Below are 14,355 nucleotides of genomic sequence, written 5' to 3'. Positions count from 1 at the left end.
GCTGAGAATGATTAGGGCGCTCGGACTTGCGCTTTTCTCTGACCTGTCGCGTCAACCGAGAGCGTGCAGGTGCTCACGAATGGAGATGATCTGCGGAGTGATAATTGGAGGAGTGATAGTTGGCAGGAAATGCAACTTGTTATCAACGCTCGGAACGTCAGTTCGAGCGCCGTGTAAATCGTGCGATTTGCGATTTGCGAGATATGGGTTACGAATTACGAAGTTCATCCGCCCTGGACCTCAAGCGCCCCTTGGGAGCGCGCATGACGGCCGCCATTGCTCGAGCTGACGGAAGGCGGACGCGAATAGCGCCACAGGGGCCCTAGCTACCCCTTAAATCCGCTAGTTTTTAACGACGTTCACCAGCAGATCGGGGATTTTCGGGCTGTCCAGATTTAGCCCCTGATCGCGGATGATCTGACCTGCCCCGGGATTTTTCCTCCACCAGCGATTAGCGTCCGGCCCAACCTGAGGACGGACAATGAAGCGAACGAGATTCACGGATGAACAGATCATCGGCATCCTGGCCGAGCACGGTCGACGTATACGTCGACGGGGTGAAGTGCGCGGATCTGTGCCGCAAGCACGGGATGTCGGAAGGCACTTTCTACAACTGGAAAGCCAAGTTCGCCGGCATGACGGTGTCGGAGGCGAAGCGGCTCAAGACGCTCGAGGATGAGAACGCCAAGCTGAAGAAGTTGCCGGCCGAGCAGATGCTCGATCTCGCGGCGATGAAGGAACTGATTTCGAAAAAATGGTGACGCCCGCCGTGAAGCGCGAAGCAGTCGCGCATCTGAAGGCCCGACTTGGGCTCTCGGAACGGCGGGCGTGCCGTATTGCCGGGGCGGATCGCAAGATGATCCGCTACCAGGTGCAGCGCGCGCCGGACACGGCGCTGCGTGGGCGATTGCGGGAGCTGGCCAACGAGCGCCGTCGGTTCGGCTATCGGCGGCTCTTCGTGCTGCTTCGGCGCGAGGGGGAGCCTTCCGGGATCAATCGGATCTGTCGGCTCTACCGCGAGGATGGAGGAGGATCAGGAAACAGTCCGGGGGACTGTTGCCCCGACGACACTGACGGTGCACAAGCGAAAGGCCCGGCGGAAGGCTATCGGGACACGAGCGCCGATCCTGGTCGAGGCGCGCCCCAATGCACGCTGGTCCCTGGATTTCGTCCACGACCAGTTCGCCAACGGCCAGCGCTTTCGGGTGCTCAACGTGGTCGACGACGTCACCCGGGAATGCCTCGCGGCGATCCCGGACACCTCGATCTCGGGGCACCGCGTGGCGCGTGAACTGACGGCTCTGATCGAACGCCGCGGCAAACCTGGAATGATTGTCAGCGACAACGGCACGGAACTGACCTCGAATGCCATCCTGCGGTGGGGGTCCGAGCACCGGATCGAATGGCACTACATCGCGCCGGGCAAGCCCATGCGGAACGGTTTCGTCGAAAGCGTCAACGGGCGGATGCGCGATGAGTTGCTCAACGAGACAGTGTTCCGCAACCTGGCACATGCGCGCGTCGTGATCGCGGCTTGGGCCGTGGACTACAACACCGAGCGCCCTCATTCGGCCTTGGATTACCGGACCACGGCTGACTATGCTCGAACCCTGACCACCGCAATCGCCCGCCCCGCTGCGCAAGATGAAAGCTCCGCGCGGCGGGCGATTGCTCAACCCGCGCCAGATGGCGTAGACCCCAAACGGGCTCAAGTCGCTGCTGAATGAAACTTCAGGGGCAGGTCAGGGTAAACACCGTGGAATAAGGGGTTGACTGCGATCATGAGAGCCCTGCCGGCAGAAAATCCGGACGCGAAACCATAACACCCTCGCGAAACTTCCTGTGAAGAAGGTCAAAATATAGCAGCACAGAAGATCGCCGCACCAAATCCGCGACAGAACCCATTTGGGGCGTCCATTGACACCGGTGAGCGATACAATGACAAAAATCATCGTCTCATTGCAGGAATTTCCGAAACCGCTCGAGCGCGAGCCGGAACAGGACGATGCCGATCATGGCGAGAGCGGCAAACTGCGGCCAGACCACCGAGAAACCGGCGCCACGGAACAGGATCGACTGCGACAGCATGATGAAATGCGTCGTCGGCGCCAGCAGCATGATGTCCTGGATCGGCTCGGGCATGCTTTCGCGCGGGGTCATGCCGCCCGACAGCACCTGAAGCGGCAGCATCACCAGCATCATCAGCAGGCCGAACTGCGGCATCGAGCCGGCCACCGTGGCAAGGAAGATGCCGAGCGCGGTCATCGCGAACAGCATCAGCACCGCTCCGGCCATGAACAGCGCCACGGAGCCGAGGATCGGCACGGCCAGCAGCCCCTGGACCACGAAGGCGATCGACAGCCCCGAGGCCACCAGCACCACCAGCCCCATCGACCAGACCTTCGACAGCATGATCTCGCCCGCGGTGACGGGCATCACCAACAGGTGTTCGATGGTGCCATGTTCCTTCTCGCGGATCAGCGCGGCGCCGGTGAGCACGATCGACAGCATCATGATCGCCTGCACCACGTTGTTGATCGCGCCGAACCACACCGGGTCGAGGTTCTGGTTGTAGCGTGCCCTGAGGGTCAGCCCGACCTGAAGGCTGTCGGCCGCGCGGTAATGCGCGACATATTCGGAAACCTCGCTGGTCACGATCTGCTGGATGTAGCTGTTGCCGGTGAAGGCCTGGCTCATCCGCGTGGCGTCGACGTTGAGCTGGATCGCCGGCACCTTCCCCGCCAGAACGTCGCGTTCGAAATCGGGCGGAATGTCGAGCGCGAAAGTATCGAGGCCGGCATTCATCCGCCGGTCCATCTCGGAGGTGGTGATCCGGTTCGGCGCGACGAAATAGGGCGGGTAGAACGCATCGAAAATCCGCCCGGACAGATGCGAGCGATCCTCGTCGACGATCGAGATCGCCGCATTCGACAGCGCATCCGGCATCGCCTTCGACGACGAATAGATCGACAGCGTGAAGGAGTAGACGATCAGCACCAGCATGACCGGATCGCGCAGCAGGCCGCGCAGCTCTTTCAGCCCCAGTTGCCAGATATTGCGCAGATCCATTCACCGCTCCTGTTTGCGCAGGAAAACGGCGGCGAGACCGATCACCACCGGCACCGCGACGGTCAGCATCAGCATGGCCTGCGTCAGATCGCCGAAGCCCAGCCCCTTGGAAAAGGTGCCGCGTGCGGCGACGATGAACCATGTCGTCGGATAGACCTCGCCGATCATCCTGCCGATACCGCCGAGCGCCGAGACCGGATCGACCAGCCCGGAATACTGCGCGCCGGGAATGATGGTGAACAGGGCTGTGGCGAACAGCGCCGCCACCTGGCTGGAGATGAACACCGATACCAGCAGCCCCATCGCCGTGGTGGCCAGCACGTAAAGGAAGGCCGCAAGCGTCAGCGTCAGCGGGCTGCCGTGGAACGGCACGCCGAACAGCAGCACCGACATGGCTGTCAGCAGGCCGAAATTCAGCATGCCCAGCACGACATAAGGCAGCTGCTTGCCGAGCAGGAATTCAAGCCGCGTCACCGGGGTGACGTAGAAATTGGTGATCGAGCCGAGTTCCTTCTCGCGCGCGACGCTCAGTGTGGTCAGCATCGCGGGGATAATCAGCAGCAGGAGCGGCATCACCGCCGGCACGATGGCGACGATGCTCTTGATATCGGGATTGTATCGGTAGCGGGTGACCAGATCGAAATTGCCCTGCACCGCCGCGTCGCCATAAAGCGCGCGGGCCTTGCGGGTCAGCCATGCGGCATGGATGCCCTGCACATAGCCCACCACGGTATTCGCCCGCGTCGGGTTGGCCCCGTCGATCCAGGCGCCGACCGCGACGTCGCGCCCGTGCGCGATATCCTCGGCGAAACCGGGCGGGATCTCGATCGCCAGGCTGAGCTCGCCGTTGCGCATCCGCACGTCCATGTCGTCGTAATCCGTCAGCGGCGGCCGTTCGACGAAATAGCGCGACCCGGCGATGTCCAGCACATAGTCGCGGCTGGTGCCGGTCTGGTCGCGGTCGAGAACCGCGAAATTCAGGTCCTCGACATCCATGTTGATGCCATAGCCGATGACGAACATCAGCAGCACCGAGCCGATCAGCGCCATCGTCAGCCGGATTGGGTCGCGGCGCAGCTGCAGCGACTCGAGCCGCGAATAGCTGAGCAGGCGGCGCAGGCTGAAGCGGCTGACGCGCTGCGCCGGGACGTCCGGGACGGGTTCCGGGGCAGTGGCAGGGGCAGGAGTTGGGGCGGCATCCGCCGCACGCTCCCCCATCGCTTCCCCGAGACAGGCGACGAATGCATCCTCCAGCGTCGCGGCCCCCTTCGCGGCGGTGATCGCGCGGGCCGTGTCGCTGACCAGCACGCGCCCCGCATGCATCAGCGAGATCCGGTCGCACAGCATCGCCTCGTTCATGAAATGGGTCGAGACGAAGATCGTGACCCCGTCCTGCCGCGACAGCTCGCCGAGGATCTGCCAGAAGCCATCCCGCGCGACCGGATCGACGCCCGAGGTGGGTTCGTCGAGGATCAGCACCTCCGGCCCGTGAATCATCGCGACGGCAAGCGAGAGCCGCTGACGAATGCCGAGCGGCAGTGCCGCGGGCAGCGTGTCGGCCTCTTCCTCCAGTCCGAAGCGGGCAATCATCTCCCCGACGCGCGCCGGGATCTCCTCGGGGGCGATCCTGAACAGCCGGGCGTGCAGTTCGAGGTTCTGCCGGCAGGTCAGCTCGCCATAGAGAGAGAAGGCCTGACTCATGAACCCGACCCGGCGGCGTACCGCCATGTCGGTCGGATCGACCTCCTGACCGAACAGCTTTGCCCGGCCCTCGGTCGGCGGCAGCAGGCCGGTGAGCATCTTCATCGTCGTGGTCTTGCCGCAGCCGTTCGAGCCGAGGAAACCGAAGATCTCGCCCTTTTCAATGCGGAAGCTCACATCGTCGACCGCGGTGAAATCGCCGAACCGCATCGTCAGATGCTCGGCCTCGATCGCGACCTCCGCGCTTGCCGGACGCGGCGGGATGGTGACGCGGGTGTGCCCGGCCCTGACCTCCTCGGGCAGCAGCGCGATGAAGGCATCGTCGAGCGTGCCCGCCCCGGTGCGTGCCAGCAGCTCCTCGGGGGCACCTGTCGCCAGCACCGCCCCCGCGTTCATCGCCACCAGCCAGTCGAAGCCCGCCGCCTCTTCCATGTAGGCGGTGGCGACGATCACGCTCATCGCCGGGCGGGAGGCCCGGATGGTGGCGATCAGATCCCAGAACTGGCGCCGCGACAGCGGATCGACCCCGGTCGTGGGCTCGTCGAGGATCAGGAAATCCGGGTCGTGGATCAGCGCGCAGCACAGGCCCAGCTTCTGCTTCATCCCGCCCGAAAGTTTCGCCGCCGGGCGGTCGCGGAAGGCCGACATGCCGGTGGCGGCGAGCAGATCCGCTATCCGCCGCTCGCGCTCGGCCGCGGCCTGCCCGAACAGGCGGCCGAAGAAGTCGAGGTTCTCGAACACCGACAGCGTGGGATAGAGATTCCGCCCGAGCCCCTGCGGCATGTAGGCGATGCGCGGGCAGACCCGGCTGCGGTGCGTCCTGTCGGCCATGTCGCCGCCCAGAACGGTGACGGAGCCTTCGCGGATCTCCCGCGCGCCGGACAGAAGAGACAGCAGGCTCGACTTGCCCACCCCGTCGGGGCCGATCAGCCCGACCATGATCCCCGACGGGACGTCGAGCGTCACGTTGTCCAGGGCCGTGACCGCGCCGTGGCGCAACACCAGTCCCGAGACCGAGGCGACGGGATCGCTCATTTCACGACATTCGCCAGCGCGGCGGGCCACCCGACCGTCGGGTCGAGCCGCACATAGGCCATGCCCGGCAGGCCGGTCTTCACATATTCGATGTATTCGCGCAGCAGTGCCGGGTCGATCCGGGCACGGACCCGGAACATCAGCTTCTCGCGCTCCTCGGCGGTCTCGACCGTCTTCGGCGTGAACTGCGCCACGTCGGCGACATAGGACACCGTCGCGGGCAGCACGTAGCCGGGGGCCGCATCCATCACCAGCCGGACCTCGGAGCCCGCCCGCACCTTGCCCGCCTGCGAGGTCGGCAGGAAGAAGGTCATGTAGACATCGCCCAGATCGACGAGGTTGAGCACCCGCCCGCCGGAGGAGACGACCTCACCTTCCTGTGCCACCAGATACTGCACGCGCCCGTCGCGCGGCGATTTCAGCGTGGCATCGTCCAGCGAGGATTCGACGGAATCGATCGTCGCCTGCGCCGCGTCCACCGCGGCCCCGGCATCGACCACCTGCGCCTTCGCCGAGCTGACCCCGGCCTCTGCCGCCGCCACCGAGGCCTGCGCCGAGGCGAGGCCGGCGCTGGCCTGACGTTCGCCCGCGCGGTCGTCGTCGAGCGTCTGCTGCGACAGGGTGTTGGTCTTCACCAGCTGTTCGGAGCGGTTGCGCCGCAGCACCGCCGCATCGAGCGCCGCCTGTGCCTGATCGACCTGGGCGAGGCTCGCACGCAGTTGAGCCTCGGCCTGCGCGACAAGCGCCCCCGCGGTGTCCACGCCGATCCGGGCACGGCGCAACTGTGCCTCGGCCTGCCGCTTCTGGGCCTGAAGCTGGATCACGTCCATCTGCACCAGCACGTCGCCACGGTGGACGAAATCGCCCTCGCGCACCTTGATCGCGGCGATCTTGCCCCCCGACAGCGCCGAGATGTCGACTTCTGTCGCCTCGATCCGGCCATTGCCAGAGGCGATCGCGGCGGGCAGGGCGGGCGTGTGCAGGCGCTGCCAGCCAAGCCAGCCCGCGCCGCAGGCCGCGACGGCCAGCGCGGCCCAGATCCATTTTCCGTCGAGCTTTTTCATCAGGGGCAACTCTGCTAATGCGATGTCCGAAATTCCCGGTGGGAGCATAGGGTCACGGAAGCGTGTGTCAACACTTGTTGACAGACCGGCCGTGGCCAGGAGCAGGCCGATGTCAACCAAACCTCGTCACGACGACACTCCCGCCCGGCAGCGGATCCTCGACGTGGCGATCTTGCGTTTCTCGCGACAGCCGTTTTCCGAGGTCAGCCTGCGCGACATCGCCGGGGATGCGCAGGTCGATGTGGCTTACGTACACCGCACCTTCGGCTCCAAGGTGGGGTTGTTCCGGCAGGCGCTGGATGCCCAGTTCAATTTCGATGCGGTTTTCGCCGAGCCGGTCAGCCGCGAAGAGGTTATCCGCCGCCTGTGCGACCGGCTGTCGATGGAAAGTCCGCGCACCAGCGACGAGGCCGGGCCGATCGACATGATCCTGCGCTCCTGCACGAGTGCCGAGACCCGCGACATCCTGCGCGAGGCCGGCGCCGAGCGCTTCCATGACCGGATGATCGCCAAGTTCGGGGCGGAGAGGACGCTGCAGGTCATGCTCGCCACCAGCCTGCTGTTCGGCACGGCGATCCAGCGCAACGCGCTCGGCGTGGAGCAGCTTGTCTCCATCCCCGACGAAGAGCTGCGTGGTGCGATCCGTGACGCGATGATGAGGATCCTCATCTGACTCCACGCAGGATGAGCAAGCTCTCATGCGTGAGCTGGTTACCGCATGCTCGTGGTTACGTTCTGGGGCTGCCGCGCTCTAGCAACTGTATCTGTCAGGGGTGGCGGGGCTCCCATTCCCGCCGGCTTTTGCACAGAGCATTGGCGATGATGACGAGCTTGCGCGCGACTGCCGTGACGATGACCTTGTGCGACTTGCCGGCTTTACGGAGCCGGTCTGCGAAGGCTTTGAACGTCGGGTTGTGATGCGAGGCGAGCAATGCCGCCTGGAACAGGACATGCCGCAGGGCGCGCCTGCCACCGGCGATGACGCGCTTGCCGCGCAGCGTTCCGCTGTCCTGCGCCACTGGCGCCAGACCGGTCAGCGCCGCAGCTTCTTCGCCGGTGAGAACGCCGAGTTCGGGAAGTTCGGCGATCAGCGTTGAACTGGCGACCGGTCCGATGCCGGGAACGGAACGAAGGATGCGCGCGGTGTCCGCAAGACGGCTGTCGCGACCGAGGAGCTCTGAAATTCGGCTTTCTAGCTCGGCAATCGCTCCATCCAACCGTTCTTTCAGCTCCAGATCGATATCTTTGAACAGCTCGGCAGTTCCGGATTTCCGATGCGCGCGGATCTGCGCCAAGAGTCGCTTTCGCATCTCGACCATCTGTGCCCGCCTGGTGGTCAAGGCCCTGAGAAGACGTAGATGTTCTGCGGGAAGTGTTCGTCCCGCCTCGGGCCTGAAGATCAGGAAATGGGCAATGAGTTCGGCATCGATCCTGTCGGTCTTGGCGCGCGTTGCAGATCCGTCCAGCCTGCGGTCCGACCACTGCGCACCTGTTGGAGCTGCATGACCGTCTGACCGCACACCGCACGGCAGACGATCCGAACTTGGTAAGCTGGTGAAGACGGGGGACGTCAGCGCTCTTCGCCCGGCTTATCGAAATCTACTTTCCCGTGAAGGCTTTCCGGCGTGATGTCCGCGATCAGCTCGGACAAATCAGCCCCGTGCATCCGCTCGCGCAGGGCCTGCGCCAGATCGCGGGCGGTATGGAACACCGCCAGTATCGTCACCGCCTCGGCGCCGACCTCATAGACGATCAGATATGGCAGCCCCGAAACACTCAGCTCGCGCGTTTCGGGATGGCGTCCGGGGCGCCCCAGAGCCGGAAACTGGGGCAACTTCTGCGCCGCGCCCACAATCCCCCGATAGACGCTCTCGGCGGCAATGGGATTGTCGAGTGCGATATAGTCCACGATCTCTTCAAGGTCGCGGGCGGCAGGTTCGGCAATGAGAAGGCGTTTCACCGTTGCCAGCCGTGCTTTGTTGCGATCCCGGCAAAGACGTCCTCGGCAGGTTGCACCTTGCCCGACCGCGCCGCCTCGATCCCCGCAGAGATCCGCTCCATCTGCCACGCATTGGCTTCGAGATACTGCTCGATAGCCTGATTGACGATGTAGTTGCGGGAACGATCCATCGCGCTCGCCAAGGCGTCGATCTCCGAGACCTTGGCCGTGCGGATGGTGATGGGTTCTGAGGCAGCGCGCTGCGGCATGGTGTGCTCCATTGTAGTCTAGTGTAATCATAGTGCACCGCCGCCCCGTTTCCAAGCCGGCCGACAACGGATCATGCTCGTTCTATCCTGCGGCGATGCCGCCTGTCGCAGGAAGGCCCAACGATGATGTCCCAGTTGATGGTGTAGCTGGCGGTGGTCGTCGGGTTTCCCGGTAGGGTCGGGTTGCGAGAACCAACCTGAACCGAGGATGACACCCGATGACCAAACCAATGATGGACCTGCGCGCGCTGGTCGAGAAGAGCACAGACGCGGACTTTCTGCGCGAGATGATCGGCTTCGCGGCCGAGCACCTGATGGAGCTGGAGGTCGGCGCCAAGACTGGTGCCGATTACGGCGAGAAGAGCAGCGATCGGCTGGCGCAGCGCAACAGATACCGAGACCGGGATTGGCAGACCCGGGCGGGCAGCGTTGAGCTGCGCATCCCGCGCCTGCGTACCGGGTCGTAATTCCCGTCTTTCCTTGAGCCGAGGCGCTCTGTCGAGAAGGCACTGACAGCCGTGATCCAGGAGGCCTACGTTCACGGCGTATCGACCCGGGCCATGGATGACCTTGTTCAATCCATGGGCGGGGCCGGCATCTCGAAGAGCCAAGTCAGCCGCTTGTGCGAGGAATGAGCCGGATAACGCCTCCCAGCTGCTTCTCGACATGCTGCGCGATCTGAAGCGGATCAATGCGCATCTGGTCGCCGTGGTCCATACGATCCTCGATGCCGAGGGGCTTCTGGTCGAAAGTCTGCTGCGGGCGCTTGCGGCTCAGGGAAAATGACGGAGCGGAAGGAGCCGCCAGCCAGCCACCTCGGGGAAACGATGCTTTAGACGCTCTCGCAAAGAGATGAATTTTCGCCCCCGCAGCAGAAATCCTTTTGCGGGACGAAGGCGCGACGGTTTCATCCTCTCTGGAAAGCTGAATATGGAATGGGGAATTGACCTCTGGCCCAGCATGATCTGAGCCAGAGAGTGTTGTTCGTGAAAGGACGGATACGACCTTCGCCATCCCCTTGCCGGGTCTGACCTGCACGTGGGTGCCCCCCGCTGGTCAGCCCGCCCGTTTTCGGAGTTTTCCTTGACCAGCCTTATTCAAGGCGCGGCAACGGCCCCCTTCGGGGGAGCTGGATCCGACGTCGTGCCCACATCACACAGCCCGTCCCCCATTTTTTCAGCCGAGGCCCCTCTGCCCCTCGAGCTGAAGGATATCAGTCTCCGTTTTGGCGGCATCCATGCCCTGAAGTCGGTATCTTTCGATGTCCGACCGGGCGAGATCCGTGCGATCATCGGCCCGAACGGGGCGGGCAAGTCGTCCTTGATGAATGTCATCAGTGGCCTTTATTCGGCAAGTTCGGGCGAAATCCGTATCGGTGGCCGACTGCTGCACAGATTGCGCCCACATCGGCTTGCAGGGCTTGGCGTCGCGCGGACATTCCAGAACCTTGCATTGTTCCCAGCCCTGAGTGTCGCGCAAAACATCGCCTCGGGCCTTGCCTTCCGGCGCAAGGTATCGCTTGGCGCGCAGATCCTCGGCCTGCCGCAGGCGCGGCGCGAGAATGCCCGCGTCACGGCACGGGTGAACGAGGTCGCGGCGCTCCTTGGGCTGACAGGGCTTTTGGATCGGCGGGTGTCGACGCTGCCCTATGGGGTGCAAAAGCAGGTCGATCTCGCCCGTGCTCTGGCGGCCTGGCCGCATCTTTTGCTGCTCGACGAGCCGATGGCGGGCCTGACCGTGACCGAGAAGGCCGCGATGGCGCGACATATTCAGGCGCTGCGCGACGATCTGGGGATCGCCGTGATCTTGATCGAGCATGACATCGGCGTGGTGATGGGGCTTTCGGATCGGATCGTGGTGCTCGATTACGGGATGAAGATCGCCGACGGCACGCCCGATGCGGTGCGCCGTGATCCCGATGTCATCCGCGCCTATCTGGGCACCGACGCGGAGGCCGCATGATGGACTGGCTCAATTTCCTCTTCGGTGTCGAGGTCGCGGTCGGCGGGCTGTTGTCGGGGGTGATGTATGCGCTCGTGGCGATCGGCTTCGTGCTGATCTACAAGACTTCGGGGGTGCTGAACTTTGCCCAAGGCGCGATGGTCCTGTTCGCGGCACTCACCTTCGTTAGCCTGATCGAACGTGGCGTGCCGTTCTGGCTTGCCATCGTGTTTACCCTTGCGGTGATGACGATGCTTGGCTTCGCAATCGAGCGCAGCGTGCTGCGGCCTTTGACCAACCGCTCGCCCATGGTGCTGTTCATGGCGACGCTTGGGCTAAGCTATGTCATCGAGGGTGCGGCCCAGCTGATCTGGGGAACGCAGGTGCACCGGCTCGATCTGGGTATCTCGAACGAACCGATCGACTTCGGCGGCATCTATGTCTCGCAATTCGATCTTGCGGCGGCAGCGATCGCTGCGGCGATGGTGGCGGCGCTGACGCTGTTCTTCCGCTTCACCCGCACGGGGCTGAGTTTCCGTGCCGTGGCCGACGACACATTCGCAGCGACTGCGGTGGGGCTGCGGCTGAACCTGATCCGGAGCACGGTCTGGACTGCGGCAGGTTTCGTCGCCCTTGTCGCGGGGCTGCTCTGGGGGGCGCGCCTCGGGGTGCAGTTCTCGCTTTCCGTTGTGGTTCTGAAGGCTTTGCCGGTTCTGGTCCTTGGCGGCTTCGATTCGATCCTCGGAGCGATCGTCGCCGGGCTTATGATCGGAGCAAGCGAGAAACTCGCCGAGGTCTATCTTGGTCCGTATGTCGGCGGCGGTATCGAAAGCTGGTTCGCCTATGCCGTGGCGCTTGTGGTGTTGCTTGTGCGCCCGTCGGGCCTCTTTGGCACCAAACTCGTGGAAAGGTATTGATCCGATGACGTCGGTTGCGGATTTTCCGGTCGGGCCTGCGCCCGTGTCGCGCCGGGTGCTCGGTATCGGTGCGGTGCTCATCGTGGCCTTCGCCGTGGTGCCTGCGCTTGCCTCGCCCTATGTCTTCGATGCGATCTTGCTGCCGTTTCTGGCGCTGTCTCTGGCGGGCCTCGGGTTGAACCTGCTCACCGGGTATGGCGGGCAGGTATCGCTTGGATCGGCGGCGTTCATGGCTGTTGGTGCCTTTGCGGCCTATAATTTCCAGCTGCGACTTGGGGTGTCCTTGCCCCTCGCCTTGGGGCTTGCGGCAGCGACATCGGCGCTGATCGGCACGTTCTTCGGCCTCCCCAGTCTAAGGTTGCGCGGGTTCTATCTGGCGGTATCGACCCTTGCGGCGCAGTTCTTCGTGCAATGGGCGCTCAACAAGTTCGGCTGGTTTTCGAATGACAGCGCCTCGGGGGTGATCTCGGCCCCGAAGATCGCGTTCTGGGGGCTCGATCTGGATAGCTCGGCGGGGCGCTATTTCTTTGCGCTGATCGTGGTGACGCTGATCACCGTGCTGGTCTGGCGGCTCGTCTCGGGGCCGGAGGGCATCAACCTGAACGCAGTGCGCGACGACGAAACGGCGGCGAAGGTGATCGGCGTTCCGGTCCTGCGCACGAAACTGGCCGCCTTTGCGATTTCCTCGGCCATCATCGGGGTCGCAGGCGTGCTGTGGTCCTTTGCCTATTTGCGCACGATCGAGCCCGAAGGGTTCAATCTGGACCGTTCGTTCCAGATCCTCTTCATCGTCATCATCGGTGGGCTTGCGACGATCCGTGGCGCCTTTCTGGGGGCTGCGTTGATCGTGGTGTTCCCGCTGTTGCTTGCGCGGGTATCCTCGGCGCTTTTCGGCGGTGTCATAGATGCGGGCGTGTTGAAACTGATCGAACAGATCGTGCTTGGCGCGATCATCATCCTCTTTCTGATCGCCGAGCCAAACGGGCTCGTAGCCATCCTCGACCGGGCCAGAGCCCGGCTGGGCAGGGCCTTGCGACGGGACTGACCCATAACATAACGGAGATAGATATGACTTTCCTGAAACATTTCGTCCCAGCCTTGCTGGCGGCGAGCCTGCTGGGGGCTGCCCCGGCGCTTGCGGACGAACAGTATTTCCCGATGCAATCGTTCCGCGTCGGCCCATATGCGGCACCGGGCAGCGGGTTCTTTGGCGGCTTCATCGACTATCTGAATCTGATCAATGCCAGAGACGGCGGGGTGAATGGGGTCAAGCTGACCTATTCGGAAGGCGAGACCGAATACGAGGTCGAAAAGGGGGTCGAGGTCTATCAGCGGCTGAAATCCAATCCGGGCGTCGCGGCATGGAATCCGCTGTCGGTGGGGATCGCCTATGCGATGATCGACGGGATCACGCAAGACAAGGTACCGCTGCTCACCATCGACCATGGCCGCACAGATACGACGGACGGGCGGGTCTTCCCCTATGTCTTTCCTTTGCTGATGAACCCCTATTCCGAAAGTTCGGGGATCATTAACTATATCGGACAGAAGGAAGGTGGCCTCGACAAGCTGAGGGACAAGAAGATCGTCGTGCTCTATCACGGCTCGCCCTATGGCAAGGAGACCATCCCGATTTACGAACTGCTTGCGCAGAAATACGGCTTCAAGCTGGTGTAGATCGAGGTGCCCCATCCCGGTAACGAACAACAGGCCCAGTGGTTGCAAATCCGGCGTGAACGGCCCGATTACGTCATTCTGCGGGGCTGGGGGGTGATGAACCCGGTCGCCCTGACCACCGCGCAGCGCAATGGCTTCCCCACATCGAAGATCATCGGCAACGTCTGGGCGAACTCTGAAGAGGATGTGCGTCCGGCGGGCGATGCGGCAATCGGATATACCGCGCTCACGACGCAGGCTTCGGGGCATGATTATCCGGTGCTCAGGGACATCCGGAAATGGATATACGACAAGGGACAGGGCAATCTGGCCGATCCCTCTCGGCTCGGGTCAGTCTATTACAACCTTGGCGTGGTGAATGGCATCCTGAACGTCGAGGCGGTGCGCATCGCGCAGGCGAAATTCGGTCATCGCACGCTTTCCGGAGATGAAATCCGCTGGGGGTTAGAACATCTGCAACTCGACCCCGACCAGGTCAAAGCACTTGGGGCCGAGAACCTGTTCCATTCGATCAATGTCACATGGGACAATCACGAAGGCGATGGCTATGTGACCTTCCAGAAATGGGATGGGCAGAAGTGGAACGTAGTCTCTGACTGGATCGCTCCCGACTGGGCCTTGCTGCGCCCGATTATCGAGAAATCCTCCGAGGCCTACGCAAAGGAAAAGGGCATCAAGATCCGCACAGCGGCAGATGTCGATGTGGTCGAGGGGCCGAAGGACTGACTGGCCCGAGCTTTGAG

10 protein-coding genes and 3 pseudogenes are annotated in these 14,355 nt (G+C 63.4%); 7 read left to right on the top strand and 6 right to left on the bottom strand.

From position 1 onward, the window contains the following. Positions 1 to 481: 481 nt before the first annotated feature. A pseudogene (locus CG50_RS16890) lies at positions 482 to 1,727 on the top strand (IS3 family transposase). A gap of 229 nt (positions 1,728 to 1,956) precedes the next feature. Here the strand turns inward: CG50_RS16890 and CG50_RS13960 are convergent. Genes CG50_RS13960 through CG50_RS13950 form a run of 3 tightly spaced genes read right to left on the bottom strand, consistent with a single transcriptional unit; the run spans position 1,957 to position 6,869 of the window. After that, on the bottom strand, positions 1,957 to 3,069 hold the full coding sequence (locus CG50_RS13960; RefSeq protein ID WP_036639618.1) for an ABC transporter permease: 1,113 nt from the start codon (positions 3,067 to 3,069) through the stop codon (positions 1,957 to 1,959). Then, on the bottom strand, positions 3,070 to 5,805 hold the full coding sequence (gene rbbA, locus CG50_RS13955; RefSeq protein WP_036639615.1) for a ribosome-associated ATPase/putative transporter RbbA: 2,736 nt from the start codon (positions 5,803 to 5,805) through the stop codon (positions 3,070 to 3,072). After that, the gene (locus tag CG50_RS13950) at positions 5,802 to 6,869 is read right to left on the bottom strand and encodes an HlyD family secretion protein (protein WP_036639613.1); all 1,068 of its coding nucleotides are present in this window, start codon (positions 6,867 to 6,869) and stop codon (positions 5,802 to 5,804) included. Before CG50_RS13950 ends, rbbA begins: the two co-directional genes overlap by 4 nt. Positions 6,870 to 6,978: 109 nt before the next feature. On the opposite strand from CG50_RS13950, the gene CG50_RS16310 reads away from it, so the two are divergent. Beyond that, on the top strand, positions 6,979 to 7,542 hold the full coding sequence (locus CG50_RS16310) for a TetR/AcrR family transcriptional regulator (protein ID WP_161785412.1): 564 nt from the start codon (positions 6,979 to 6,981) through the stop codon (positions 7,540 to 7,542). Between the two features lie 94 nt (positions 7,543 to 7,636). On the opposite strand, the gene CG50_RS13940 is transcribed toward CG50_RS16310, so the two are convergent. From CG50_RS13940 to CG50_RS13930, 3 genes are read right to left on the bottom strand one after another with little or no spacing between them, the layout of a single operon-like run. Further along, the gene (locus CG50_RS13940) at positions 7,637 to 8,389 is read right to left on the bottom strand and encodes a transposase (protein ID WP_161785411.1); all 753 of its coding nucleotides are present in this window, start codon (positions 8,387 to 8,389) and stop codon (positions 7,637 to 7,639) included. 50 nt (positions 8,390 to 8,439) lie between these two features. After that, positions 8,440 to 8,829: a type II toxin-antitoxin system RelE/ParE family toxin gene (locus tag CG50_RS16655; RefSeq protein WP_081880454.1), complete on the bottom strand. Its 390-nt coding sequence runs from the start codon at positions 8,827 to 8,829 to the stop codon at positions 8,440 to 8,442. After that, entirely contained in the window at positions 8,826 to 9,077 is a 252-nt protein-coding gene (locus tag CG50_RS13930) for a CopG family ribbon-helix-helix protein (protein ID WP_245615743.1), read from the bottom strand. Before CG50_RS13930 ends, CG50_RS16655 begins: the two co-directional genes overlap by 4 nt. Before the next feature lie 218 nt (positions 9,078 to 9,295). Here CG50_RS13930 and CG50_RS16650 point away from each other — a divergent pair. From CG50_RS16650 to CG50_RS17445, 5 genes and pseudogenes are all read left to right on the top strand, one after another. Further along, positions 9,296 to 9,709, top strand: a pseudogene (locus CG50_RS16650) (transposase); the annotation flags it as partial. Between the two features lie 406 nt (positions 9,710 to 10,115). Next, positions 10,116 to 11,039 (top strand): ABC transporter ATP-binding protein, encoded by a 924-nt coding sequence (locus CG50_RS13915; RefSeq protein ID WP_338048287.1) that lies wholly within the window; start codon positions 10,116 to 10,118, stop codon positions 11,037 to 11,039. Further along, a complete protein-coding gene (locus CG50_RS13910; protein WP_036639602.1) occupies positions 11,036 to 11,935 on the top strand; it encodes a branched-chain amino acid ABC transporter permease in 900 nt (299 codons plus the stop codon). The genes CG50_RS13915 and CG50_RS13910 overlap by 4 nt, the downstream gene beginning before the upstream one ends. 4 nt (positions 11,936 to 11,939) lie before the next feature. Continuing rightward, positions 11,940 to 12,980 carry a branched-chain amino acid ABC transporter permease gene (locus tag CG50_RS13905; RefSeq protein WP_036639600.1) on the top strand — a complete coding sequence of 347 codons (1,041 nt, stop codon included), beginning with the start codon at positions 11,940 to 11,942 and terminating at the stop codon, positions 12,978 to 12,980. Positions 12,981 to 13,003: 23 nt separating this feature from the next. Next, positions 13,004 to 14,338 (top strand): annotated as a pseudogene (locus CG50_RS17445) (ABC transporter substrate-binding protein). Positions 14,339 to 14,355: the final 17 nt, after the last annotated feature.

It is taken from the genome of Paenirhodobacter enshiensis (genome assembly GCF_000740785.1).
Classification (GTDB): domain Bacteria; phylum Pseudomonadota; class Alphaproteobacteria; order Rhodobacterales; family Rhodobacteraceae; genus Rhodobacter; species Rhodobacter enshiensis.
Note: the sequence above shows the minus strand (reverse complement) of the source record. Positions and strands in the feature narration are given on the sequence as shown.

Bases quoted from the DNA above. Each gene is read 5' to 3' on its own strand.
- CG50_RS13960 (WP_036639618.1), bottom strand. From the start codon at position 3,069: ATGGATCTGCGCAATATCTGGCAACTGGGGCTGAAAGAGCTGCGCGGC.
- rbbA (WP_036639615.1), bottom strand. From the start codon at position 5,805: ATGAGCGATCCCGTCGCCTCGGTCTCGGGACTGGTGTTGCGCCACGGC.
- CG50_RS13950 (WP_036639613.1), bottom strand. From the start codon at position 6,869: ATGAAAAAGCTCGACGGAAAATGGATCTGGGCCGCGCTGGCCGTCGCG.
- CG50_RS16310 (WP_161785412.1), top strand. From the start codon at position 6,979: ATGTCAACCAAACCTCGTCACGACGACACTCCCGCCCGGCAGCGGATC.
- CG50_RS13930 (WP_245615743.1), bottom strand. From the start codon at position 9,077: ATGCCGCAGCGCGCTGCCTCAGAACCCATCACCATCCGCACGGCCAAG.
- CG50_RS13910 (WP_036639602.1), top strand. From the start codon at position 11,036: ATGATGGACTGGCTCAATTTCCTCTTCGGTGTCGAGGTCGCGGTCGGC.
- CG50_RS13905 (WP_036639600.1), top strand. From the start codon at position 11,940: ATGACGTCGGTTGCGGATTTTCCGGTCGGGCCTGCGCCCGTGTCGCGC.